The organism is Brevundimonas vesicularis, from assembly GCF_014204545.1.
Taxonomy (GTDB): Bacteria; Pseudomonadota; Alphaproteobacteria; order Caulobacterales; family Caulobacteraceae; genus Brevundimonas; species Brevundimonas vesicularis_B.
Window position 1 is genome coordinate 1564561 of the sequence record NZ_JACHLJ010000001.1, and the last position, 22417, is coordinate 1586977.

The window sequence follows — 22417 nt, forward strand, 5'->3', positions numbered from 1 at the left end:
TTTGGCGCCCTTTGACATTGCCCTGTCAGGAGATTGAACGCGGCGGTGCAGATTCTCCGTCGCGGCCTGCTGGAACCGCCCGCTCGAAGGCCTTTCGCGCCCGCGCGCGCAGGTCGGTCAGTTCGGTCTTCAGCGTGTCGAAGTCCGGCGCGCCGGCGGCCTCGGCCAGGCGCAGCTGGAAGACGCCGGGTTCGCCCTCCGGATCGACCCGCCCCTCGAAGGCGGCGGCCAGAAGATGGGCCAGACGCTGCTGCACGCGCCAGGCCTCGGCCAGGACCGGGTCGTCATGCAGGGCCTCAAGCGTCGACAGGGTCAAGGGCTCGCCGATAGCGGCGGCCTGCAGCTGGCGGAACTGGGCCGCGAACTCGGCGTCCACCTGCCCGCCCGGCGAGAGCTTCAAGTCCCAGAAGCCGTGTGGGCGACGCTCGCGATCCATAAGGCTACGCATCTTTCGGACATCGGCGGCGACATCGACGCCGGGACGCGGGCGACGCAGGGCGGCCTCGATGGCGGCCGAAACCTGGGCGCCGAAGGCGGCATCGCTGGCCCAAACCACGCGAGCGCGGGTCAGGACCATGAACTCCCACGTCTCGGCCTCCTTGGCGTAATAGGCGTCGAACGCCTTCAGCCGCACCGAAACCGGCCCCTTGGAGCCGGTGGGGCGCAGGCGCATGTCCACCTCATAGAGGCCACCTTCCGCCGTATGCGCCGACAGGGCCGCAATCAGCCGCTGAGTGAAGCGGGCGTAGAAGACATCGGCGGTCCAGCCCTTGATCTCTGAGGTCGCCTCGGGCGGCGCCTCGTACAGGGTCATCAGATCGAGATCCGATCCGGCCGTCATCTCGCGCGAGCCGGCCTTGCCCAAGGCGACCACCGCGACCGCGCCGGGGAAGGCGCCGCCCAGCCGTTCGGTCTCCGCCAGGGCGGCGGGCGACAAGGTGCGCATGGCGGCGTCCGCGAGCGCGGCGTAGGCGCGGCCCGCCGTCTCGGCCCCCGCCCGGCCGGTCAGGGCGTGGATGCCGATGCGGAACATCTGCTCGCGGTGCAGGCGGCGCACGGCATTCATGGCCCCTTCGAACTCCTCGGTCTCGCCCGCCTCGCGCAGCATCTGTTCGGTCAAGCCTGTCTCTTCGGACAGATCGACCAGGAAGCGGGCGTCCAGCACCCCATCCAGCGCCGCCGGTTGCCGGCCAAGCGTCCGGGCGAGACGCGGTGCGAAGGCCATGACGCCCAGCACCATCTCGAACAGTTTGGGCTGGTTCAGGAACAGGGCCTGGACCTGCACGCCCGCCGCCAGGCCGGAGAAGAAGACCGCGAAACGCCGGAACGCCTCGTCCGGCGCGCCGGACCGGGCCAGGGCCTCCAGCAGGCGCGGCGCCAGGCGGGTGAACAGTTCGCGCCCCCGCGCCGTGCGCGTCGCCGGGATGCGGCCGTGGTGCCAGCTGCGGATCGTGTCGGCGACCGACGGCGCCTCGGAAAAGCCCATGCGACGTAGGGTTTCCAGCGTCTCGGGATCGTTCTCGACCCCGGTGAAGACCAGGCTGCCGTAGCGGGAGTCCAGATCTTCGCCGCCCTCGAACAGTTCGCCATACCGGGCGTTGACCCGCGTCAGGAGGGCCTCGACCCGGGCGTCGAAGGCGGCCAAATCGTCCGACCCAACCAAGGCGGCGACGGCGGCGCGGCGCTCGGCATCCTCGGGCAGGCGGTGGGTCTGCTCGTCGTCGAGCATCTGCACGCGGTGCTCCAGCCCGCGCAGCTCGACATAGGCGGCGGACAGTTCCTCGCAGACCGCCTGGGGCACATGGCGCGCGTCGGCCAGAGCCTTCAACGCCTCCAGCGTGCGCTGTTTGCGCAAAGCCGGATCGCGGCCGCCCAGGATCAGCTGCTGGGTCTGGGCGTAGAATTCGATCTCGCGGATGCCGCCGCGTCCTAGCTTCAGATTGGCCCCGGCGGCCTGCAGTCCCTCGCCCGTCTTGTGGACGTGGATCTGTTTCTTGATCGACTGGATGTCGAGCACGGCCGCGTAGTCCAGGCTGCGGCGCCAGATGAAGGGGATCATGGCCTTCAGGAACCGGCCCGCCGCGCGCATGTCGCCCAGCACCGGCCGCGCCTTGATGAAGGCCGCCCGCTCCCAGTTCTGGCCGACGCTCTCGTAGTAGGCCAGGGCCATCGGCCCGGCGACGACCGGCGGGGTCGAGGACGGGTCCGGCCGCAGCCGCAGATCGACGCGGAAGACATAGCCGTCGCCCGTCCGCTCGGTCAGCAGGGTGGCGATCCCCTTGCCGACGCGATTGGCGAAGTCCTGCATCTCCTCGCCCTCGCGCAGGGCCAGGCCCATCAGGCGCGGCTCGAAGAAGAGGGAGATGTCGATGTCGGACGAATAGTTCAGTTCGTTGGCGCCATGTTTGCCCAAAGCCAGGCCGAACAGGCCGGGAATGGGGCCGCGCGGTTCGCCGGGCGGCGAGATCAGCCGGCCGCGCGCCCTCTGTTCGGCGGCGACGGCGCGCAGCGCGGCGCGACAAGAGGCATCGGCAAACCGGGACAGGGCGTCGGTGACCTGCACCAGATCCCACACCCCGCCCAGATCGGCGAGCGCCGTCAGCAGGTGCAGGTCGGCCTTCAGCACGCGTAGCGGAGCGCGCACCTCGTCCGGTTCGGCGTCCAGAGCGTCCGTGTCGCGAATGATCCGCTCCAGCGCCTCCACCGGATCAGCTTCCAGCAGACGACGCAGATGGGCGGGCCGGCGGCGCATCAGACCGGCGAGATAGGGCGAGGCGCCGGCGACAGGCGCCAGGGCGGGCCACGCGGCGTCCAGAGCATCGCGCCAGCCGTCGGCGTCGGCGGCTTGGATCAGGGTTTCGTGCAGGCGGTCGGCGGCGGCGACGTTTGTGACCGGACCGGCGGGGGCGAGGCTGTCAACCAACGGGACTGCGGCTGAGGTTTTGGTTTCAGGCATCAGATCTTCCGCTCATCCCCGCGAAAGAGGGGACCCAGTGCTTTCGGTCGGCGCAGTGTTGGACCACGATCCAAGACGCGCTCACAAGTCTTACCGCCCACGGAACTGGGTCCCCGCTTTCGCGGGGATGAGCGGAGATATTGAGATCAGCCTGTTGCGGAAGCCGGCGGCAGCACCAGCGCCACCCGCAACCCCGGTCCGAAGTCGCCATAGGCGCCGGGGCCTTCGTCCAGCACGACCCGACCTCCATGGGCCTCGGCGACGGCGGTGACCAGCGAAAGCCCCAGGCCCGAGCCGGGTTCGGTGCGGCTGTTGTCCAGGCGCACAAACCGCTGGACGACGCGCTCGCGATCCTCTTCCGGCACGCCCGGTCCGGTGTCCGTGACGGAATATTCGATCTCGCCCGACGAGCGGCGGCGCGCGCGCAGCTTCACAGCCCCGCCGGCGGGGGTGTATTTGATGGCGTTGTCGATGAGGTTGGCCAAGGCCTGGGCCAAGAAGGGCTGGTTGCCCTCGATCATCAGCCCCTTTTCGACCTCAGACGAGAAGTCGATGTCCTTGTCCTCGGCCGCTGGTTCGTAAAGCTCGGCCATGTCGGCGGCGAGGTCCGAGGCGTCCATGACCTTGGGATCCGGCGCCCCGCCCGCCTGGAGCCGCGCGATGGCCAGGACGGTGTTGAACGTCTTCAGCAGATGGTCGGCCTCGTCCAGGGCGATGCAAAGGGCGTCGACCCCGTCGATCTTGCCGGCTTCGGCGTCGATCAGGGCCACTTCCAGCTTGGCCCGCATCCGCGTCAGAGGCGAGCGCAGGTCGTGGGCGATGGCGTCGCCGGCGTGGCGGATGGACGCCATGGACGCCTCCAGCCGATCCAGCATGGCGTTCAGCCCCTGGCCCAATTCGTCCAGTTCATCGCCGGTGTGGCGCACGGGCGCTCGCACCTTCAGATCGCCGTCCTGCACCGACTGCACGACGCGGTTCAGCCCGGCCATGGCGTTTTCGACCCGCCGGCTGATGTAGAGACCGCCCGCCAGGCCCAGCAGCATGACCAGGGCCATGGCGCCCCACAGGGCCTGGGTCAGGCGCGCCAGATAGGCCTCGATGTCGCCGATGTCCTGACCGACGAACAAATGTTCGCCGCCGGCCAGGGTGGTGATCACCCCGATGGAGCGACGCCGCTGGACCTTGCCCTGGGCGTCCGTGTCGGTCAGGCGGAAGGTCTCCCAGTCGCTGGCGCCGGCCGGCAGGCTGAGGTCGATGTCGATCGGGGATTCGGTGATGTTGCCGGTGATCGTCTTTCCGGCCTTGTCGGTCAGCAGATACAGATACGGTCCGCCCCGGATGGAGCGTTCCACCAGGGCCTGGTTCAGGGCGTCGATGCCGCGCGTACGGTGGATCGCCGTCAGGGCGTCCAGCTCGATCTCCACATCCGCCCTGGCCCGACCTTGGGCCTCCGACGCCGAGGCGAAATAGACATAGGCCAGGATCGCCCCCGCCGCCGCTACGAACAGCGCCAGGAACAGCAGCGTCAGCCGAAACGGCGTGCGGCGAAGGAGGGAGGGAAGGCGCACCTAGAATCCTCCCCCGTTAACGGGGGAGGGGGACCACGAAGTGGTGGAGGGGGCGGCTTCAGCGCCGGTGTCTGGGGTCGCCCCCTCCACCGCCGTGCCGGCGGTCCCCCTCCCCCGCATTGCGGGGGAGGATCTCAAGTCACGCCTCCAACCGATATCCCGCCCCGCGCACGGTCTGCAGCATGGCGCGATCGAAGCCCTTGTCGATCTTGGAGCGCAGGCGGCTGATGTGGACATCGATGACGTTGGTCTGGGGGTCGAAATGATATTCCCAGACCTTTTCCAGCAACATGGTGCGCGTCACCGACTGGCCGGCGTGGCGCATCAGAAACTCCAGCAGTTGGAACTCGCGCGGCTGAAGATCGATCTCGGTCGTGCCGCGATGCACGGTGCGGCCGATCAGGTTCATTTCAAGGTCGCCGACCTTCAGCACGGTCTGGACGCCGCCGGTCTCGCGACGACGCGCCAACGCCTCGACCCGCGCGATCAGTTCGGCGAAGGCGTAGGGCTTGACCAGATAGTCGTCGGCGCCGGCCTTCAGGCCCGTGACCCGATCCTCGACCTCCCCCAGGGCCGACAGGAACAGGACCGGCGTCTGATCGCCGCCCTTGCGCACCGTCTCGACCATGCCGACGCCGTCCAGGCGCGGCATCATCCGGTCCACCACGTAGACGTCGTAGCCGCCTTTTTGCGATTCCAGCAGGCCAAAGGCGCCATCCACGGCGTGGGTGACCTCATGTCCGGCTTCGGACAGGCCCCGCACCATGGCGGTCGCCGCCTCGGCGTCATCCTCGACCACCAGAATCCGCATCGAAACCCCTCCCGGAATCAAAATCGCCGCCGATGGTAGCGCATCGGCGGCGATTGACGAGTTAAGGCTTGGTCAGAATGCCGATCATTCGCCGGTGGCGAACTTCAACGGCACCGGGCTGGTGCCCTGCGGCGTGCGCACGAACAGCAGGATGCTGGGACGACCCGCCTGTTTGGCCGCCGCCACCGCTGCGCGCAGATCGGCGGCGGACGTGATGTTGCGATCATTGGCGCGGGTGATGACGAAGCCCGGCTGGAAGCCGAGGCGCGCCGCAGCCGAACCCTGTTCGACGTTGGTGATCACGACGCCGTTGACGCTGGCCGGCAGGCTGAAGCGCGAACGCGCGGCCGGCGTGATCGCGGTGACGGCGAGCCCTTCGATCGTGTCGCCCTGACCAGGCTGGCTCTGCCCCGGATTGGCGCTTCCGCCCTCTTCCGACGCAGCGAGCTCCTCTTCCGAAGGACGGGTGCCTGAGCGCACGTTCAGGGTCTGGCGACGACCGTCACGAATCACTTCCAGGCGAATTGTGTCGCCCGGCTTGGCCGCGCCGACCCGACGGGTGGCTTCCTGGCTGTTCGCCACCGCCTGGCCGTTCACGCCGACCAGAAGGTCGCCGACCTGGACGCCGGCGCGCGAGGCCGGGCCGTCCTCGGTCACGCTTTCGATCAGAGCGCCCTTGAAGTCCTTGGGCTGGCCCAGGGCTTCCCAACCGTCGGGGCTAAGGGTGCGAAGACCCAGACCCACATAGCCGCGCTCGATCGATTGACCGCGCATCAGGCGTTCGGTGATCGCCTTAGCCGTCTCTGCCGGAATGGCGAAGCCGATCCCGACCGATCCGCCCGTGGGTGAATAGATGGCCGAGTTCACGCCGATGACGCGGCCGTGGATGTCGAAGGTCGGGCCGCCCGAGTTGCCCCGGTTGATGGCGGCGTCGATCTGGATGTAGTCGTTATAGCCCGACGGATCGATGTCGCGGGCCTTGGCAGAGACGATGCCCGCCGTGGCGGTGCCGCCCAGGCCGAAGGGGTTGCCGATGGCGATGACCCAGTCGCCCACGCGCGGCTCGGCCGTTTCTTCGAAGCTGACGTATTTGAAGTCGTTGCCCTCGACCTTGATCACCGCCAGGTCGGTGCCGGGATCGCGGCCGATCAGGCGGGCGGGCAGTTCGCGGCCGTCCGACATCTTGACCTTGATCTCGGTCGCGTCGGCGACGACGTGGTTGTTGGTGACGATGAAGCCGTCCTGCGAGATGAAGAAGCCCGAACCGGCGCCCTGGGTCGTCTGAGGCTCGTCATTGCCCTGACCGCCACGGCCTTGCGGCGGCACGAACTGGAACGGCAGGCCGGGAATCTGGAAGGCGCCGCCCTGGGGCTGGTCCACCTTGACCGTCACGTCGATCTGAACGACGGCGGGCGAGACCTGGTCGAAGATGGTCGCGAAGCTGCTGGGCGCGCCTGGCGGAGGCGTGAAGGCGTCGCCGTTGGCCGGGACCGGGGTGATCCGGTTCACCGCCTGCGGTTCCGCGTGCGCGCCGGGCCAGTTGATGACGCCGCCGGCGGTCGCCGCCGCCGCCAGGGTCAGGCCGGCCGCGGCCCCGAGAATGAACTCCTTGCGCTTCAGCATCGTGGTCCTTGCGATCCTCTTGTCCAGCGCCAGACGGGCGCCGGTTACGCGATTGATATAGGCCGAACCAGCTTTGCGCCAATCCCGACCGCCGATCGTTGATCTCGACTAGCGCCCGTCGTGAGGCGAGGTTGCGTCAGGATCGCGGCGAAGCTTCTCATTTCGTAGAACTTCGTCCAGCCGGCGTTCTTCTTCGGGCGTCAGGGGGACGGCCTCGACCGGACGACGGCGTGCGCGCAGAGCCAGAACGGCGACGGCCAGCAAAACCAGGACAAACGGGCCGAACCACAACAGCCAGGTCCCCGCCCGAACCGGCGGGGTGAACAGCACATAGTCGCCGAAGCGCCGCACCAGATCGTCGCGCACGGCCTGATCCGACGCGCCGGCCGCGATCTCCTCGCGGATCAGGCGGCGCATGTCGCCAGCGACGCCAGCCGGGCTGTCGGCGATGGCCTCGTGCTGGCAAACGACGCAGCGGACGTCCTTGAACAGGGCCTGGGCGCGGGCCTCCTGGGTCGCATCGGCCAACGGACGGTCGGGCGCGGCGGGTGGTTCGGCCGCCGTCAGCATCAGCGCCAGGATCGGCGCGGCCAGCAGGATCGCCAGGCGCCTCATGCGGTCTTGCGCCGGCGCGCGGCGATCCCGAGCCTGAGACGGCGATCCAGCAGCGACAGCACCCCGCCGAAGGCCATGATCATCGGCCCCAGGAAGATCAGTCGCGCCCAGGGGTTCCAATATAGACGCACGACCCAGGCCGGCTGTTCGGGACTGCCAGCGCGTTCGCCGATCACGACATAGACGTCGTCCAGACCTCGGAAATCGAGCCCGACCTCGGTGGTGGTCTGACCGCCTGCGGGGAAGAAGCGGCGCTCGGCTGTCACGGCGCTGGCGCGGCCTTGATCGTTCGTGGCGCGCACGGTCAGGCGGCCCTGCTCGGCCAGATAGTTCGGTCCTTCGACGACGCGCACGTCGTCCAGGGTCACAGTCCAGGGGCCGGCGGCAACGCTCTGGCCCAGCGAGACGGCGCGGGCGGCCTCGGCCTTGAAGCCCGTCTCGACCACCGCCCCCAGGATGAAGACGCCCAGCCCCAAATGCGCCAGGGTCATACCCCAGGCGCCCATGGGCAGCCCCTTCAGTCGGCGCACCGTCTCGGCCATCGAGGCGCGGAACAGGCGGGCGCGTTCGGCGACTTCCGACAGCGATCCCAGGATCAGCCACAGACCCAGGCCGATCCCGGCTGCGGCGAAGGCCTTCCTGGGCTCCCACAAGGCGTAGGCCGCCAGGGCGCCGACGATCGCCAGACCCGCCGCGACGGCCAGGCGCTGCATCGCGCCGGGCAGGTCGCCGCGCTTCCAGGCCAGCAGCGGCCCGGCCGGCAAAATCAGGAAGGCGACCATCATCAGCGGGGTGAAGGTGGCGGCGAAATAGGGCGGGCCGACCGAGATGGTCGCGCCGGACGCCGCCTCCAAAATCAGCGGATAGAGGGTGCCTAGCAATACGGTCGCGGCCGCCGCCGTCAGAAACAGATTGTTCAGGACCAACGCGCCCTCGCGGCTGACCGGCGCGAACAGGCCCCCGCCCTTCAGCTGCGGCGCGCGCCAGGCGAACAGGGCGAAGGCGGCACCGGCCGTGACGCCGAGAATGGCCAGCAGCATCAGTCCGCGCTGGGGATCGACGGCGAAGGCGTGGACGGATGTCAGCACGCCCGAGCGCACCAAAAAGGCGCCCAGCATCGAGAAGGTGAAGGCCAGCAGGGCCAGAAACACGGTCCAGCCCGCCAGCGCGCCGCGCCGCTCGGTCACGACCGCGCTGTGCAACAGGGCCGCGCCCGCCAGCCACGGCATGAAGGAGGCGTTCTCGACAGGATCCCAGAACCACCAACCGCCCCAGCCCAGCTCGTAATAGGCCCAGAAGGAGCCCAGGGTGATGCCGACGGTCAGGAAGGCCCAGCTGGCCAGCGCCCAGGGTCGAACCCAGCGCCCCCAGGCGGGCCAGAAAGCGGTCTGCGCCCGTCCCTCGATCAGCGCTGCGACCGCCAAGGAGAAGCAGACCGAGAACCCGACGTAGCCGGCGTAGAGCAGCGGCGGATGCACGGCCAGGGCCGGGTCCTGCAATAGCGGGTTCAGCGACGCGCCCTGGAACGGCGCGGGGTCCAGACGGGTGAAGGGGCTGGAGGTGAAGACGGCGAAGGCCAGGAACAGCGAGCCCAGCGCGCCCTGCACCGCCACGGCCGAGGCCTTCAGCCCGAACGGCAGGCCGCGCGCCCGCGCCAGCGCCCCGCCGAAGACGGTCAGCACCAGACACCACAGCAGAAGCGACCCCTCATGGCTGCCCCAGGCGCCAGCGACCTTGTAGAGCATCGGCTTGTCGGTGTGGCTGTTGGCCGCCACGTTGGAGACCGAGAAGTCGGACACCACAAAGGCGTAGATCAGAGCTGCGAAACTGAGCGCGACCGCCGCCGCCGCCGCCAAAGCCGCGCCCTGGGCGGCCCCGGCCAAGACCGGGCTGCGCCGCGCGCGCCCGGCCGCCGAAAGCCCGGTCTGCAGGATCGACAGCGCCAGCGCCAGCGCCAGGGCGAAGGCCCCAAGCTCGGCGATCATAAGCGCGTCGGCGCGCTATCGGCCTGCGGCCTAGTTGAGCGCGTTTCGGGACCGTCCGGCCGCCACTCGCCCTTTTCCTTCAGACGGTCGGCGACCTCGCGCGGCATATAGTTCTCGTCGTGCTTGGCCAGGACCTGGCTGGCGTGGAAGGTGCGGTCGGCGCCGAAGGCCCCTTGCGCCACGATCCCCTGCCCTTCGCGGAACAGATCGGGCAGGTCGCCGTGATAGACGACGCGGGTCGTGGCGGCGTTGTCGGTGACGACGAAGGCGACCACGCCGTCGCCGGTCTTTTGCACGCTGCCGGCCTCGACCAGACCGCCCAGGCGGATGTTGCGGCCCTCCGGCGCCTTGTCGGCGGTGGCCTCGGACGGCGAATAGAAGAAGGTCACGCTGTCCTGCATCGCCCACAGCGACAGGCCGACCGCCAGCGCCAGGATCGGCGCCACGGCGGCGACGACCCACAGGCGGCGACGCGCCTTCGGCGATTTGGGCAGCCAGCTCATGCGACGGACATTCCGGATTCCAGGGACGGACCGGCGGCATATACCGCCGTCGTCGCGCAGGACCAACGCGTCATTGCGCGCCGCCCCTCGGCAGTCGGCGTTCCAGATCCAGACGGCGCGGATCGGCCGGGTCGAGCGCGGCGATCAGCGGCGTCCACAGGGTGCGAGCCTCAACGGCGTCGCCGCGCCGCAACGCGGCCTCGCCCAGGAAGAAGCGCGCGCCGAGCTGATCTGGGTCCAGCTTCAAGGCCTCGCGGAAGGCGGCCTCGGCATCGCCGCCGATCTGGTTGTCGTTGGCGACGACCAGGCTTTCGCCCAGGCGCGCCCAGGCCTGGGCGTCACGGGGATCCAGGGCGATCAGGCGACGAAAGGCGGAGGCGGCGCCCAGCGGATCGCCGGCGGCGAAGCGGGCCGCGCCCAGCATGGCTAGCGCCTGCCGATCCTTGGGCCGCTCCTGAACGACCCGCGCGGTCACCGCCGCCAACTGCGCCGGCTCCAGCCGATCCAGATTGGCCGCCCAATCGTCGACGCGTCGCTCATAGGCCTGATCCGGCAGGCCGGGCGAGCCGGTGAAAACATAGAGGCCCAGGGCGGCCGCGACGGTCACGCCGATCCCGCCCAGCACCCAGAACCGATCGCGAGCGCCGGCCACCGGGGTCGTGGTCGCCGAACCGGCGAGAAGCCGCCGCCCCGCCTCAGCGCGCGCGCCTACATAGGCCGCCTCGTCCAGCAGGCCGCGCGCCTTCAGCCGATCCAGTTCCTCGATCTCGCGCGAGCCGGCCTGGGTTTCGGCTCCAGCCGCCGGATCGGCGCCGCGCCGCGCGCCGGTCAGCACCAGCAGGGCGGCCAGAGCCGCCGCCAGTCCCGTCATTATCCAGAAGACGATCATCCTCGCCGTCTAACCCATCCGCGAACGTCGGGCGAGGCGTCGTTTCAGCCCAGCCGCGCCATTTCCGCCGAGGCCGCGCGTCGCCTGACCGCGCGCGCCGCATCCAGCGCCTCGATCACGGTCAGGAACCGCGCCACGACCCCGATCAGACGCAGCACATGGTCGGGATTTTCGGCCTCGCCATCCGACAGACTGTTCAGCGCCTCGTCGGACCAGGTGGAGAGGTAGTCGGTCAGGTCGGCCTTCAGTCCCGAGCGATCGGCTTCGCAGCCGAAGGTGACAGCCGCGCCGCGCAGGGCCGCCACCGCCGCCAGCAGGGCCGCCGCCGCCTCGATCGGTTCGCCCTCGGCCGGCGCCTCCAGCCAGGGCGACATCCGCGTCATCCGGCCGGTGATGACCTGACGCTTCATCGGCAGGGCGGCGTGGACGGCGCTGGAGGCGGACTTCATCAGGCCGGAAAGCTGGCCCGACACCTGGACCCGCGCCATCCGCGCCGCCTTGCCCCAGCTGGAATCGGGCCGCACCTGCAGGCTGAGGTCCATCTCGGCCAGCACGCCGGCGCACCAGTTGACGTCGTCCACCACGCCCAGCATCGCGGTCTCGCCCAGCGACGAACGGACCACGCCGGCGATCTTCTGCACCCGCGCCTGGACGGAGGTCAGCAGCCGCTCGACGAAGACGCCCATCTCGGAGTGGCTGAGGGTGATTTCGCGGTCTGCGAGGCGGCTGGTCCGCGTCACGACCCGCAGCATCCGCTCGGCGTCCGCCACATGGGCGAACAGGATGTCGATCATGCGCCGCCCGCCGTCCGGCGACATCGCCAGACAGTCCTGGATCAGCAGCCTCAAACCCGCGAGCTGGTTGTCGTCGGGGCGTTCCAGCCAGACGGGCAGGCGCGGCAAGGCGCTGCGGGCCAGAGGCGTCAGGTCGAAACAACCGGCCAGTTCGACCGGAGTGGATGGTGGCTGGTCATCGGCGGGGCGCTGAAACTCCGGCCAGACGTCGCGCGGCCGGTCGCGCAGCACGGCGGCCGCCTTTGCGCACAGCCGATCGGCGGCCAGGGTCCATTCGCCGTCCACGGCCACGGCGCCGTCAAGCAGGGGCAGGAAATCCTCCTCGCCCCGCACCGCCTCGCGCCAGACCCGGTTCAGGACCCGAGGCGGAAAGACCAGGGCCGGCACGCCGTCGGCGCGCGGCTGAAACAGCGGCAGCAGGGGGGCGAAGGCCGTGCCGCGACGGGCGCGATCGCGCGCCTCTGCGGCGACGATGTTCGCCAGTTCGGCCGCCTTGTCGCCCTTCAGCGCCGCCACGGCCGCGCCCAGCATCCCCAGCGATGCGTCGGGACAGGCCTCGACGATCGCCGTCAGAGCGGCGTGGTGGGCGGCGGACAGGGACGGCACGAAAGCTCCTGCCAAAACTCAACTCAGGCCGGCACCGTGCGACAATCGGGTTAACAACGACTTGGCGTCTATTGAGACGGCGCCGCCACTTGAGTCAGGCGTCAGGCACGCCATATTGCCGCCACACCCGGCCCGCGCCGCCGCGCGCGCCGGAAAGGAAAGCCCATGCCCGTAATCGAGATCGACGGCCTGACCAAGACCTACAAGTCAGGGCATCAGGCGCTGAAGCGCATCGACCTGACGATCAACAAGGGCGAGATTTTCGCCCTGCTGGGACCGAACGGCGCGGGCAAGACCACGCTGATCTCCATCGTCTGCGGCATCGTCACGCCCACGACCGGGACCGTGGTCGCCGACGGCCATGACATCCAGTCCGATTTCCGCGCCGCCCGCACCAAGATCGGCCTGGTGCCACAGGAGCTGACCACCGACGCCTTCGAGACCGTGCTGGCCACCGTCACCTTCAGCCGGGGCCTGTTCGGCAAGGCGCCGAACCCCGCCTTCATCGAAGGCGTGCTGAAAGACCTCTCGCTGTGGGACAAGCGCGACTCCAAGATCATGACCCTGTCGGGCGGGATGAAGCGGCGGGTGATGATCGCCAAGGCCCTGAGCCACGAGCCGGACATCCTGTTCCTGGACGAGCCCACCGCCGGGGTCGATGTCGAGCTGCGCCGCGACATGTGGGCCATGGTCAGGAAGCTGCGCGAGCGCGGCGTGACCATCATCCTGACGACCCATTACATCGAAGAAGCCGAAGAGATGGCCGACCGGGTGGGCGTGATCCTGAAGGGCGAGCTGATCCTGGTCGAAGAGAAGTCGGCCCTGATGAAGAAGCTGGGCAAGAAGACCCTGACGCTGAACCTGATCGAGCCGTTGGGCGCCCTGCCCGCCGACCTGTCCGACTGGGACCTGACGTTGAAGAACGAGGGCGGAGAGCTGGAGTACAGTTTCGACGCCAACGCTGACGATACGGGCGTGCCGTCGCTGATCCGCCGGCTTGAGGCGCTGAACATCGGCTTCAAGGACTTGAACACCCGCCAGAGCTCGCTGGAAGACATCTTCGTCAGCCTGGTCCACCAGAACGGAGCAGCGGCATGACCTTCAACGGATATGGCGTCTGGGCCATCTATCGCTTCGAGATGGCGCGGGCGCTGCGCACCCTATGGCAGAGCGTGGTCACGCCCGTCATCACCACGGCCCTGTATTTCGTTGTCTTCGGCGGCGCGATCGGCAGCCGGATGCAACAGGTGGACGGCGTGCCCTACGGCGCCTTCATCGTGCCGGGGCTGATCATGCTCAGCCTGTTCACACAGTCGATCTTCAACGCCTCGTTCGGCATCTATTTCCCCAAGTTCACGGGGACGATCTACGAAATCCTGTCGGCGCCGGTGTCGTCGCTGGAGATCGTGCTGGCCTATGTCGGCGCGGCGGCGACCAAGTCGGCGGTGCTGGGCCTGATCATTCTGGCCACGGCGGCCTTCTTCGTGCCGCTGCAGATCCTGCATCCGGTCTGGATGATGGCCTTGTTGATCCTGATTTCGGTGACCTTCAGCCTGTTCGGCTTCATCATCGGGGTCTGGGCCAATGGGTTCGAGCAGCTTCAGATGATCCCGATGCTGGTCGTGACGCCCCTGACCTTCCTGGGCGGCGCCTTCTATTCCATCGACATGCTGCCGGACGGCTGGCGCACGGTGACCCTGTTCAACCCTGTGGTCTATCTGATCTCGGGCTTCCGCTGGGCCTTCTATGGTCAGGGGGATGTGGCCATCGGCGTCAGCGTCGCCGCCACCCTGGCCTTCTTCGCCGTCTGCCTGGGCATCGTCATGTGGATGTTCAAGACCGGCTACCGGCTCAAGAACTGATCCGTCACGAAACGGGCCAGATCGCCAGCGATTGAGAAGACCATGTCCGACGACCAGAAGACCCCGCCCCAGCCCTTCGCCCGCAAGCCGGTGACCTGGGGGCGCATGCCCGCGACGACCTTCCACGTCGGGCCGGTGCCGGTCGCGCCCAATCCGCTGGACCGCATTCCTAATCCGCCGCCTCGCAAGCCCACGCCGCAACAGCAGCAGGCGTCGATCCACACCCAGAGCCTGGCCTCCGGCGTTGCGCCGGCCAAGGGTCAGACGACGCCCGCCAATCCGGCGCCGCGTCCCGCGCCCCGTCCGCAGGGGGCAAGCATCTTGGGCGGTTCGCTGATCCCGACGGCGCGCCCGGCCCAGGCCCAGCCTCAACCCCAGGCTCCGACGCCGCCGCAGTCCCGGCCGCAGCTGGCGCCGGCCGCTCAACCCGATCTGACCGTGCGGCCCCTGCCCGCGCCCGAGACGACGCCCGCCCCTGCGCCGAAGCCGGTCGCGGCCGAACCCGTCGCCGCCGCGCCAGCGGTCGCGGCCAGACCCGCTGTTTCGCCTGCGGCTGCGCCGATCACGCCCAGCTTCGCCGGTGCGCCCGCCAAGAGCTCGCGCCTGCCGCTCTATGTCGGAGTCGGAGTCGTCGCCCTGCTGGTCGCCGGAGGCGGCCTCCTGTGGCTTGCGATGCGTCCCGCCTCGACCCCGCCGGCGTCCACGCCCGCCATGGCCGCCGATGCGCCTCTGACCGCCCCGCCAGCCGATACGATTTCTGCCGACGCCGCACCCGTCGTCGCGACCGAACAGCCCGCACCAGCCGCTACGACCACAGCGACGCCGCCTGCTCCCGCCGCTTCCGCACCTGCGACGACGCCGCCGCGCGCGACGACGGCCGCGCCCCGCACGCAGAGCCCGGCTCAGCCCCAGACCCAGACGCCGGCAACAACAACGCAACCGACGACGCGTGCGCCGACGACGACCACCCCGACGCCGGCGCCGACCGTCGCGACTGAACCGCTGGTGATCGTGCCGACGGCCCCGACGCCCGCCCCGACCGCTGCACGCCCGTCGAGCAGCGATCCCGACGGTCCGGTTGTGACGCGGCCCCAGCCGCTGGACTGATCGGCGGTTTCGCGCGCCGGGCAGGTGACGAAACGGCCTTCAGCCCCTACCTACAGGCCATGACCGTTCATGCCTCCCCGCCGCCCATCCTCGACGCCGCCGGCGTCGATACCGACGAAGCCCTGTCGATCCTGAAAACGGCCCTGGCCGGCGCCGACGACGGCGAACTGTTCCTGGAGCGGTCCGAGAGCGAGAGCCTGGTGTTCGACGATGGCCGGCTGAAGTCCGCCGCCTATGACGCCACCGAGGGCTTCGGCCTTAGGGTCGTGGCGGGCGAGACCGCCGGGTATGCCCACGCCAACGAAATCTCCGCCGCCGCCCTGCGTCGCGCCGCCGACAGCGCCGCTCTGGCCAAACAAGGGCATGAGGCCCGGGTCGCGGAAGGGCCCCGCGCCACCAATCAGAAACTGTATGGCGAGGTCGATCCCCTCGCCTCGCCCGCCTTCTCCGACAAGATCGCCTTGCTGGCCGAGATCGACGCCTGGGCGCGCGCCCGTGATCCGCGCGTGGTCCAGGTGTCAGCCTCCCTGATCGGCGAACGTCGCGCCATCGAGATCCTGCGCGCCGACGAACGGGCAGTGCGCGATGTTCGCCCCCTTGTCCGGCTGAACGTCTCGGTCACCGTCCAACAGAACGGCAAGCGCGAGAGCGCCTCGTCCGGCGCCGGCGGCCGGGCCGGGTTCGAGGCCTGGGTCGCGCCCGAACGCTGGAAGGCCCAGGTGGACGAGGCCCTGCGTCAAGCCCTGGTCAATCTGGACGCCGTCGACTGTCCGGCGGGCGAGATGGACGTGGTTCTGGGCGCCGGCTGGCCCGGCGTCCTGCTGCACGAGGCCATCGGCCACGGCTTCGAGGGCGACTTCCACAGAAAGGGCTCGTCGGTCTTCAACGGCATGATGGGCCAGCGGGTCGCCGCCCCCGGCGTCACCGTGGTCGATGACGGCTCGATCGCCGGACGGCGCGGATCGCTGTCGGTCGATGACGAGGGCACGCCTACATCGCGCACCGTCCTGATCGAGGACGGAATCATGGTCGGGTTGATGCACGACCGGCTGTCGGCGCGTCAGCTGGGCGTAGCCGCCACCGGCAACGGCCGGCGCCAGTCCTTCGCCCACATGCCGATGCCGCGCATGACCAACACCCTCATGGAGGGCGGCAAGGACTCCAAGGCCGACATGATCGCCAATACGAAGCGCGGCCTCTACGCCGCCAACTTCTCGGGCGGTCAGGTGGACATCACCAACGGCAAGTTCGTGTTCCAGTGCAATGAGGCCTATCTGATCGAGGACGGGGTAATCACCGCTCCTGTGCGCGGCGCGACCCTGATCGGCGATGGGGCCACGGCCCTGACCAAGATCCAGATGGTCGGCGACGACTTCGCCTTCGATCCGGGCGTCGGCGTCTGCGGCAAGGCCGGACAGGGCGTGCCCGTCGGCATCGGCCAGCCCAGCCTCAAAATCGGCGGCCTGACGGTCGGCGGCACCGCCGTTTAAGCGAGCGGAACCGTATCGTCACGAAGCGTGTTTCCCCGCCACACTGGAGAGGAAACACCATGCCTACTGAACGCGAAGTCCAACATCCCGATGGCCGGGTTGAACGCATCACTGAGACCAGCGCGGCGCCCACCACGGTCGTCGAGCGTCGCGGCAGCGGCATGGGCGCCATCGTCGCTCTGATCGTCGGCCTGTTGGCCGTTCTGGTGATCGGCTACTTCCTGATGAACATGAACCGCAACGATGCGATCGAGTCCAACGCCGTCGCCGGCGCGGCCGAGAGCGTCGGCAACGCCGCAGAGAACATCGGCGACGCCGCCCGCGATGCCGTTCCGGAACGCAAGTAAGCTCTAGCGCGCCGATTGAGCGGGGACGGAGGGCGCCATTCGGGACCGATCGGTTCCAGCCCCTCCGCCTCCAGCCGATCCAACACACCGTTCGGCTCGGCCAATAGCCGCAAGGGCGCGATAGCGACGGTGATCCCCGTTTCGGCCAGCGCCTTGTCCACCGCCGTATTCCATATCCGACGCAGATCATCCGCCTGGGCCATCACCGACCAGTAGGAACATGCCGTCGCCGCCTTTTCCAGGGGCGAGTCCAACACCGCCGGGATCCGGCGCAGACGCCAGTTCTCCGCGCGCTGCGCGCCCGCCTCGACCCCGGCCTCGGCCGCCGTCGCCGCAGCGTCGATGCAGTCGAGATAGCATTCGGGCGGCGTCGTCAGAACCTTTTCGATCAGCTCGTCACCCCTGAAGATGCCGACGGGTTCAGCAGGCGTGCGATTGGCGCGCGTCGCCTGACGAACCAAGCCGGACACCGGACGCCCTCCACTGCTGTAACCGCCCAGTTCCATCAGATCGCCCGACAGGATCAGCATGCTGTCGCGGGTGGGGCCTTCGCCTGTGAGGCTTTCGACCCGGGCCTCGAGGTCCGGCGACAGATAGTCGGCGCTGGTGCGCCCGTTCGGCAACCGGGTCAGCGTCCGAAACCGCCAGATCAGCCGGCCGACATCGGCCAGCGAGGCCCTCCCCTCGACCGGAAACAGAACGCGGTCCGCGCGATCGACCGCCGAGATGAGAGCGTCGGTGCGCCACTCCATCTTTCTGGGCAAACCGTCGATCGATCCGACCAGGATCAGAACGCTGTCGCCGCGCCGCACCTCCCACATCGGCGCCTCGATCCGGCGGGCGGTGACGACGATATCCTCGACGGCGTCCGATGGCGCATCCTGCGCGACAGCAGGCGCGGTCGTCAGCGCCATCGCGGCAAGTAAAAGCAATAGAGAAGATGAGCGTCTGATCATTACATCGCTGTAAACTTCATTACTGTCACTGGTGTAATGAAATCGCTGTAATGATGTCGTCGATTTAATCCACCTTGCGGCCTTGTAACTGGAGATGAACGCGACGGATCGGCACACCTCTCGCCAACACCCGAGGGGAAGACCAATGACAAAGACCCTGCTGCTGGCCAGCACAGCCCTGCTTTTCACCGCCGGCGCCGCATTCGCCGGCGACAAGCCCCAAGTCGCCGAGGCCCCCGTGCCGACCGGCCCGACAAACCAGGCGCCCCTGGCCGACGCCAGCCAGCGCGGCGTACTGGTCTTCACGCCGGACTTCTTCGCCGCCCAACGCCCCAATACGGCGCTGGACATGGTCAACCGCGTCCCCGGCTTTTCCATCGACAACGGATCGGGCGCGCGCGGTTTCGAAGGGGCGGTCGGCAATGTGCTGATCAACAACAACCGTCCCGCCTCAAAGAACGATTCGGGTTCGAACGTCCTGGGCCGGACCCTTGCCAATCAGGTCGAGCGCATCGAACTGATCCGGGGCGGTGCGCCGGGCATCGACATGCAGGGCTATTCCGTCGTCGTGAACGTCATCCTGAAGACGACCGACAGCCGCCAGTCGATCCTGACCTGGAACGCCATGCTGTTCGAAGGCGGCCATGACATCTATGGCGGCTCCTATCAATTCACTCAGAACAAGGGCGACCGCAGCTGGGGCGTGACCCTGTCGGACGGCATGGGGTCCAGCGATTCCAACGGCGTCGGCCGGTCGATCCGTCGCAACGCCGCTGGCGATGTCATCCGCGACGAGCGGTTCGAGAATGACGGCTGGGGCGGCGGCCAGAGCATTCGCGGCAACTACACCGGCCCACTGTTCGGCGGAAAGCTGGAAGGCACCGCCCGCTATGGTCTGAACGACTATCAGAACTGGACCGAGCTTTCGTCGCCCACCTCTCTGCGCCGCAGCGACTATGCCGAAGACGGCGATTCCGGGGAGCTGGGCCTGACCTGGACCCGTACCCTGAACCCGCGCTGGACCCTGGAGACGCGTCTGATCCACGAGTTCTCAAGCTTCGACAGCGTCTCGGGCAGCAACGAGACGCTGAACGGCACGACGGCGCCGGAGCAGCAGTTCAAGTCCAACGGCGACTCGTCGGAATCCATCCTGCGCGCCCTGGTGCGTCACGAACGCTCGCCTGCCCTGACGATCGAGGCCGGCGCCGAGCTCGCCTACAATATGCTGGACGTGAACCAGGCCTTCACCATCGGCGGCGTCGGCGTTCCCCTGCCCAGCGCCTCGGTCAAGGTCGAGGAGACGCGCGGCGAGGCCTTCAGCAAGGCGACCTGGCGGATCAATCCGAAACTGACGCTGGAGGGCGGCGTGCGCCTTGAGGCCTCCACCATCAGCCAGTCGGGCGATGCTGACCAGGAAAAGAGCTTCTTCTTCGCCAAGCCGCGCCTGCTGGCGACCTGGACGCCGATGGCGAACAACCAGCTGCGTTTTCGTTTCGAGCGCGAACTGGGTCAGCTGGACTTCGGCGACTTCGCCGCCTCGGCTGAGCTGAGCGACGGCACGGTGTTCGGCGGCAACGTCGATCTGGAGCCGGAGCAGCGCTGGATTTCCGAGCTGTCCTATGAGCGCCGGTTTTGGGGCGAGGGCGTGGTCTCGATCGGCTATCGCCACGACCGCATCATCGATGTGATCGACCGCCTGCCCCTGCCTGGCGGCCTGTCGGCGACCGGCAACATAGGCGACGGAACGCTGGATCAGCTGTCGCTGAACGTGGTCGTGTCGCTGGACAAGGTCGGGATTTCGGGCGCCCGCTTCACCTTCCAAAACGACTGGAACAAGACCAGCGTCACCGACCCGACCACAGGCGAGGACCGCCGCATCTCGGGCGTGCGGCCCAGCCAGGCCAATGTCGGCTTCCAGCAGGACATCACCTCGTGGAAGACCCAGTGGGGGATCAACTGGCTGCCGCGTCTGGGCCAGGCGACGTATGACCCCGACCAGACCTTCGCCTGGCGCGGCGCGGACTATCTGGAGGCCTTTGTGGAATACAAGCCCAGCCCGACCCTGTCGCTGCGCGCCCAGCTGAACCTGTGGGACGACTTCACCCAGCAGCGCACCGTCTACGCCACACGCGATCCGCGCACCGTGGCCTTCGTCGAGGAGCGCTCCATCGACCCGCGCACCTTTGTCTCGTTGCGGGTCCGCAAGACCTTCTGAGGTCGCGCTTGACGCAGCAAAAAGCCCCGGCGGATCGCTCCGCCGGGGCTTTTCCTTGATCAGACGTCGATCAGTGGCTGGGCGTCGAGGCCGCAGGACGAGCGACGTTGCCGTCTTCCTGACCGCGATCGTTCAGCACAGGTCCAGGGTGATCATCACCGTCGTTGGCGCCATGCGACCAGCCCTTGATGAAGTGGCTGACGACGATGAAGGCCACGCCGATGCCCATGCCCCACAGGCCCAGCAGCTTGAACACTTCAAGCGAGGTCTGCAGCGCAAGGCCCGGGTTCAGCACCTGGCCGCCCACAGTCTCCGTACCCGCCAGGCCGGCGATCCAGCCGCCGACATATTGGGCGATGGAGCTGGCCAGGAACCAGACGGCCATCATGAAGCTGACCACCTTGGCGACGGACAGTTTGGTGATTTCCGACAGGCCCACCGGCGACAGGAAGAGCTCGCCGGTCGTGTGGAACAGATAGAGTAGCCCCAGCAGGAGCAGCGGCATCTGGAAGGCCGAGTTGGCCATGCCGGCGCCCCACACCACGATCATGAAGCCCAGTCCGACCTGAAGCAGGCCGAGGCCGAACTTCAGCGTGGGGTTGGGGTCCAGGTTGCGCTTGCCCAGGAAGGACCAGAGCGCGGCCATGATCGGTGCGAAGATCAGGATGAAGCCCGCATTGAACGACTGGGTCTGGGCCGCCGTGATGGTGGCGTCGATCCAAGGACCCGACGTGCTGAGACCGGCGGCGGCGATCTGGGCCGGGGTGCCGACGGTGACGCCCAGAAGCTGGAACGCCTGCGGGGTGATGCTGAGATCGACGTTACGGTCGGCGAACAGGTTCAGCGAAGTGCCGGCCTGTTCGAACAGGGTGAAGAAGACGACCGACCCGAAGATCAGCACCAAGGCCAGCATCATCCGCTCACGCTGCGCCTTGTTCTCGCAAACCTTGACGATGACGTAAAGGATGAACAGCAGTGACGCGACGGTGGCGGCGCCCAGGACCCAACCCACCAGGGCGTTGCGCTGAACCATGAACCAGACGACGCCGACGCCCAGGATGCTGAGCAGGTAGATCGACCATTCGCGGTTGATCGGACCCAGCATGGGTTTGCTCAGATTGGCTTCGGCCGGAGGCTCGCCCTTGCCTTGCAGCAGGGGTTTGCCCAGCACGAAGACCACCCAGCCCAGCGCCATGCCGACGCCGGCCAGACCAAAGCCTGCCCACCAGCCGACGGTCTGACCCAAAAGGCCGCACAGCACGGCCGCCCAGAAGGCGCCGAGGTTGATGCCGTAGTAGTAGAGGGTGAAGCCGGAATCCCGCCGCGGGTCACCTTGCGGATAGAGCTGTCCGACGATGGTCGAGATGTTGGGCTTCAGGAAGCCGACGCCCATGATGATGAAGGACACCGCCAGATAGAAGACGTTCACGCCCGCCATATCGCGGGTCGCGTCGATCTTGTATTCGCCGGTCGGCAGAACGGCCGGCAGCGGCGACGCGGCGGGCAGGTTCTCGATCGCCAGGCCGTTCTCGGCGGCCTCGAAGGCGTATTTCTGGCCGTTGACGACGATCGACACTTCACGCGCCGCACCGCGGCCTTCGGCGTCGATCTGATAGGTCTGACCGGCATAAGTCAGGGTTTCGGTCGCGGGACGGCCCTCGAAAGCCATCATGCCGTGACCGGCGACCAGGAGCAGGGCGCCGAAAGCGACGGCCTTGCGCGTGCCGATGAAGCGGTCGGCCATGATGCCGCCCAGCAGGGGCAGCAGATAGACCAGGGAAGTGTAGGAGCCGTAGGTCGACCCCGCCATGGCGTCGTCGAACAGGAAGTGTTGCGTCAGGAAGAAGATCAGGATGCCGCGCATGCCGTAGTAGGAGAACCGCTCCCACATCTCGGCGAAGAACAGGATGATCAGTCCGCGCGGGTGGTTTTTGAGGATCTGCATCAGCACCGGCACGCCCGTGGCGAAGGTGATGATCAGTCCAAGGGCGACGACGATGTTCATGCGCGCGTCCCCCTAATCGTCTTCACGCGTCGTGTAAGTCGCGCCTTCCCCAAATCCGTCCTCAACGGCTCACTCCCAACTGCCG

The 22417-nt window shown here is 68.2% G+C and carries 16 protein-coding genes and 1 pseudogene; 6 read left to right on the forward strand and 11 right to left on the reverse strand.

The features are described from left to right. Nucleotides 1–25: 25 nt before the first annotated feature. The 9 genes from HNP47_RS07860 to HNP47_RS07900 all read right to left on the reverse strand — a co-directional run bounded on the left by HNP47_RS07860 (nucleotide 26) and on the right by HNP47_RS07900 (nucleotide 12350). Nucleotides 26–2956, reverse strand: a complete 2931-nt coding sequence (locus HNP47_RS07860) for a bifunctional [glutamine synthetase] adenylyltransferase/[glutamine synthetase]-adenylyl-L-tyrosine phosphorylase (RefSeq protein ID WP_184279002.1) — start codon at nucleotides 2954–2956, stop codon at nucleotides 26–28. A 146-nt stretch (nucleotides 2957–3102) separates the two neighbouring features. After that, nucleotides 3103–4524 carry an ATP-binding protein gene (locus HNP47_RS07865; RefSeq protein ID WP_184279003.1) on the reverse strand — a complete coding sequence of 474 codons (1422 nt, stop codon included), beginning with the start codon at nucleotides 4522–4524 and terminating at the stop codon, nucleotides 3103–3105. A 139-nt stretch (nucleotides 4525–4663) separates the two neighbouring features. After that, nucleotides 4664–5335 carry a response regulator transcription factor gene (locus HNP47_RS07870; protein WP_017504381.1) on the reverse strand — a complete coding sequence of 224 codons (672 nt, stop codon included), beginning with the start codon at nucleotides 5333–5335 and terminating at the stop codon, nucleotides 4664–4666. 84 nt (nucleotides 5336–5419) lie between these two features. Next, a complete protein-coding gene (locus HNP47_RS07875) occupies nucleotides 5420–6958 on the reverse strand; it encodes a Do family serine endopeptidase (RefSeq protein WP_184279004.1) in 1539 nt (512 codons plus the stop codon). Nucleotides 6959–7066: 108 nt separating this feature from the next. Further along, on the reverse strand, nucleotides 7067–7573 hold the full coding sequence (locus tag HNP47_RS07880) for a cytochrome c-type biogenesis protein (protein ID WP_184279005.1): 507 nt from the start codon (nucleotides 7571–7573) through the stop codon (nucleotides 7067–7069). Continuing rightward, a complete protein-coding gene (locus tag HNP47_RS07885; RefSeq protein ID WP_184279006.1) occupies nucleotides 7570–9558 on the reverse strand; it encodes a heme lyase CcmF/NrfE family subunit in 1989 nt (662 codons plus the stop codon). Before HNP47_RS07885 ends, HNP47_RS07880 begins: the two co-directional genes overlap by 4 nt. Beyond that, nucleotides 9555–10061, reverse strand: coding sequence for a cytochrome c maturation protein CcmE (gene ccmE / locus HNP47_RS07890; RefSeq protein ID WP_184279007.1), 507 nt, complete (start codon nucleotides 10059–10061; stop codon nucleotides 9555–9557). Before ccmE ends, HNP47_RS07885 begins: the two co-directional genes overlap by 4 nt. Nucleotides 10062–10131: 70 nt before the next feature. Continuing rightward, nucleotides 10132–10950, reverse strand: a complete 819-nt coding sequence (gene ccmI, locus HNP47_RS07895) for a c-type cytochrome biogenesis protein CcmI (protein WP_184279008.1) — start codon at nucleotides 10948–10950, stop codon at nucleotides 10132–10134. A 44-nt stretch (nucleotides 10951–10994) separates the two neighbouring features. Beyond that, entirely contained in the window at nucleotides 10995–12350 is a 1356-nt protein-coding gene (locus HNP47_RS07900) for a hypothetical protein (RefSeq protein WP_184279009.1), read from the reverse strand. Nucleotides 12351–12515: 165 nt separating this feature from the next. On the opposite strand from HNP47_RS07900, the gene HNP47_RS07905 reads away from it, so the two are divergent. From HNP47_RS07905 to HNP47_RS07925, 5 genes are read left to right on the forward strand one after another with little or no spacing between them, the layout of a single operon-like run. Then, complete coding sequence (locus HNP47_RS07905; RefSeq protein ID WP_184279010.1) at nucleotides 12516–13448, forward strand: ABC transporter ATP-binding protein; 933 nt, start codon at nucleotides 12516–12518, stop codon at nucleotides 13446–13448. Beyond that, on the forward strand, nucleotides 13445–14212 hold the full coding sequence (locus tag HNP47_RS07910; RefSeq protein WP_184279011.1) for an ABC transporter permease: 768 nt from the start codon (nucleotides 13445–13447) through the stop codon (nucleotides 14210–14212). Before HNP47_RS07905 ends, HNP47_RS07910 begins: the two co-directional genes overlap by 4 nt. A gap of 42 nt (nucleotides 14213–14254) precedes the next feature. Then, on the forward strand, nucleotides 14255–15319 hold the full coding sequence (locus HNP47_RS07915) for a hypothetical protein (protein WP_184279012.1): 1065 nt from the start codon (nucleotides 14255–14257) through the stop codon (nucleotides 15317–15319). Nucleotides 15320–15378: 59 nt separating this feature from the next. After that, nucleotides 15379–16809 carry a metalloprotease TldD gene (gene tldD / locus HNP47_RS07920; RefSeq protein ID WP_184279013.1) on the forward strand — a complete coding sequence of 477 codons (1431 nt, stop codon included), beginning with the start codon at nucleotides 15379–15381 and terminating at the stop codon, nucleotides 16807–16809. Between the two features lie 59 nt (nucleotides 16810–16868). Then, on the forward strand, nucleotides 16869–17156 hold the full coding sequence (locus HNP47_RS07925) for a hypothetical protein (RefSeq protein ID WP_184279014.1): 288 nt from the start codon (nucleotides 16869–16871) through the stop codon (nucleotides 17154–17156). Between the two features lie 68 nt (nucleotides 17157–17224). Here the strand turns inward: HNP47_RS07925 and HNP47_RS07930 are convergent. Next, nucleotides 17225–18112 (reverse strand): annotated as a pseudogene (locus tag HNP47_RS07930) (TraB/GumN family protein); the annotation flags it as partial. 145 nt (nucleotides 18113–18257) lie between these two features. On the opposite strand from HNP47_RS07930, the gene HNP47_RS07935 reads away from it, so the two are divergent. Continuing rightward, the gene (locus HNP47_RS07935) at nucleotides 18258–20327 is read left to right on the forward strand and encodes a TonB-dependent siderophore receptor (RefSeq protein ID WP_184279015.1); all 2070 of its coding nucleotides are present in this window, start codon (nucleotides 18258–18260) and stop codon (nucleotides 20325–20327) included. A gap of 70 nt (nucleotides 20328–20397) precedes the next feature. On the opposite strand, the gene HNP47_RS07940 is transcribed toward HNP47_RS07935, so the two are convergent. Further along, nucleotides 20398–22332: a peptide MFS transporter gene (locus tag HNP47_RS07940; RefSeq protein WP_184279016.1), complete on the reverse strand. Its 1935-nt coding sequence runs from the start codon at nucleotides 22330–22332 to the stop codon at nucleotides 20398–20400. Nucleotides 22333–22417: the final 85 nt, after the last annotated feature.

Coding starts and splice junctions, on each gene's coding strand:
- HNP47_RS07940 (WP_184279016.1), bottom strand. CDS start 22,332: ATGAACATCGTCGTCGCCCTTGGACTGATCATCACCTTCGCCACGGGC.
- HNP47_RS07870 (WP_017504381.1), bottom strand. CDS start 5,335: ATGCGGATTCTGGTGGTCGAGGATGACGCCGAGGCGGCGACCGCCATG.
- HNP47_RS07885 (WP_184279006.1), bottom strand. CDS start 9,558: ATGATCGCCGAGCTTGGGGCCTTCGCCCTGGCGCTGGCGCTGGCGCTG.
- HNP47_RS07935 (WP_184279015.1), top strand. CDS start 18,258: ATGACAAAGACCCTGCTGCTGGCCAGCACAGCCCTGCTTTTCACCGCC.
- HNP47_RS07905 (WP_184279010.1), top strand. CDS start 12,516: ATGCCCGTAATCGAGATCGACGGCCTGACCAAGACCTACAAGTCAGGG.
- ccmI (WP_184279008.1), bottom strand. CDS start 10,950: ATGATCGTCTTCTGGATAATGACGGGACTGGCGGCGGCTCTGGCCGCC.
- tldD (WP_184279013.1), top strand. CDS start 15,379: ATGACCGTTCATGCCTCCCCGCCGCCCATCCTCGACGCCGCCGGCGTC.
- HNP47_RS07925 (WP_184279014.1), top strand. CDS start 16,869: ATGCCTACTGAACGCGAAGTCCAACATCCCGATGGCCGGGTTGAACGC.
- HNP47_RS07880 (WP_184279005.1), bottom strand. CDS start 7,573: ATGAGGCGCCTGGCGATCCTGCTGGCCGCGCCGATCCTGGCGCTGATG.
- HNP47_RS07910 (WP_184279011.1), top strand. CDS start 13,445: ATGACCTTCAACGGATATGGCGTCTGGGCCATCTATCGCTTCGAGATG.
- HNP47_RS07860 (WP_184279002.1), bottom strand. CDS start 2,956: ATGCCTGAAACCAAAACCTCAGCCGCAGTCCCGTTGGTTGACAGCCTC.
- HNP47_RS07875 (WP_184279004.1), bottom strand. CDS start 6,958: ATGCTGAAGCGCAAGGAGTTCATTCTCGGGGCCGCGGCCGGCCTGACC.
- HNP47_RS07915 (WP_184279012.1), top strand. CDS start 14,255: ATGTCCGACGACCAGAAGACCCCGCCCCAGCCCTTCGCCCGCAAGCCG.
- ccmE (WP_184279007.1), bottom strand. CDS start 10,061: ATGAGCTGGCTGCCCAAATCGCCGAAGGCGCGTCGCCGCCTGTGGGTC.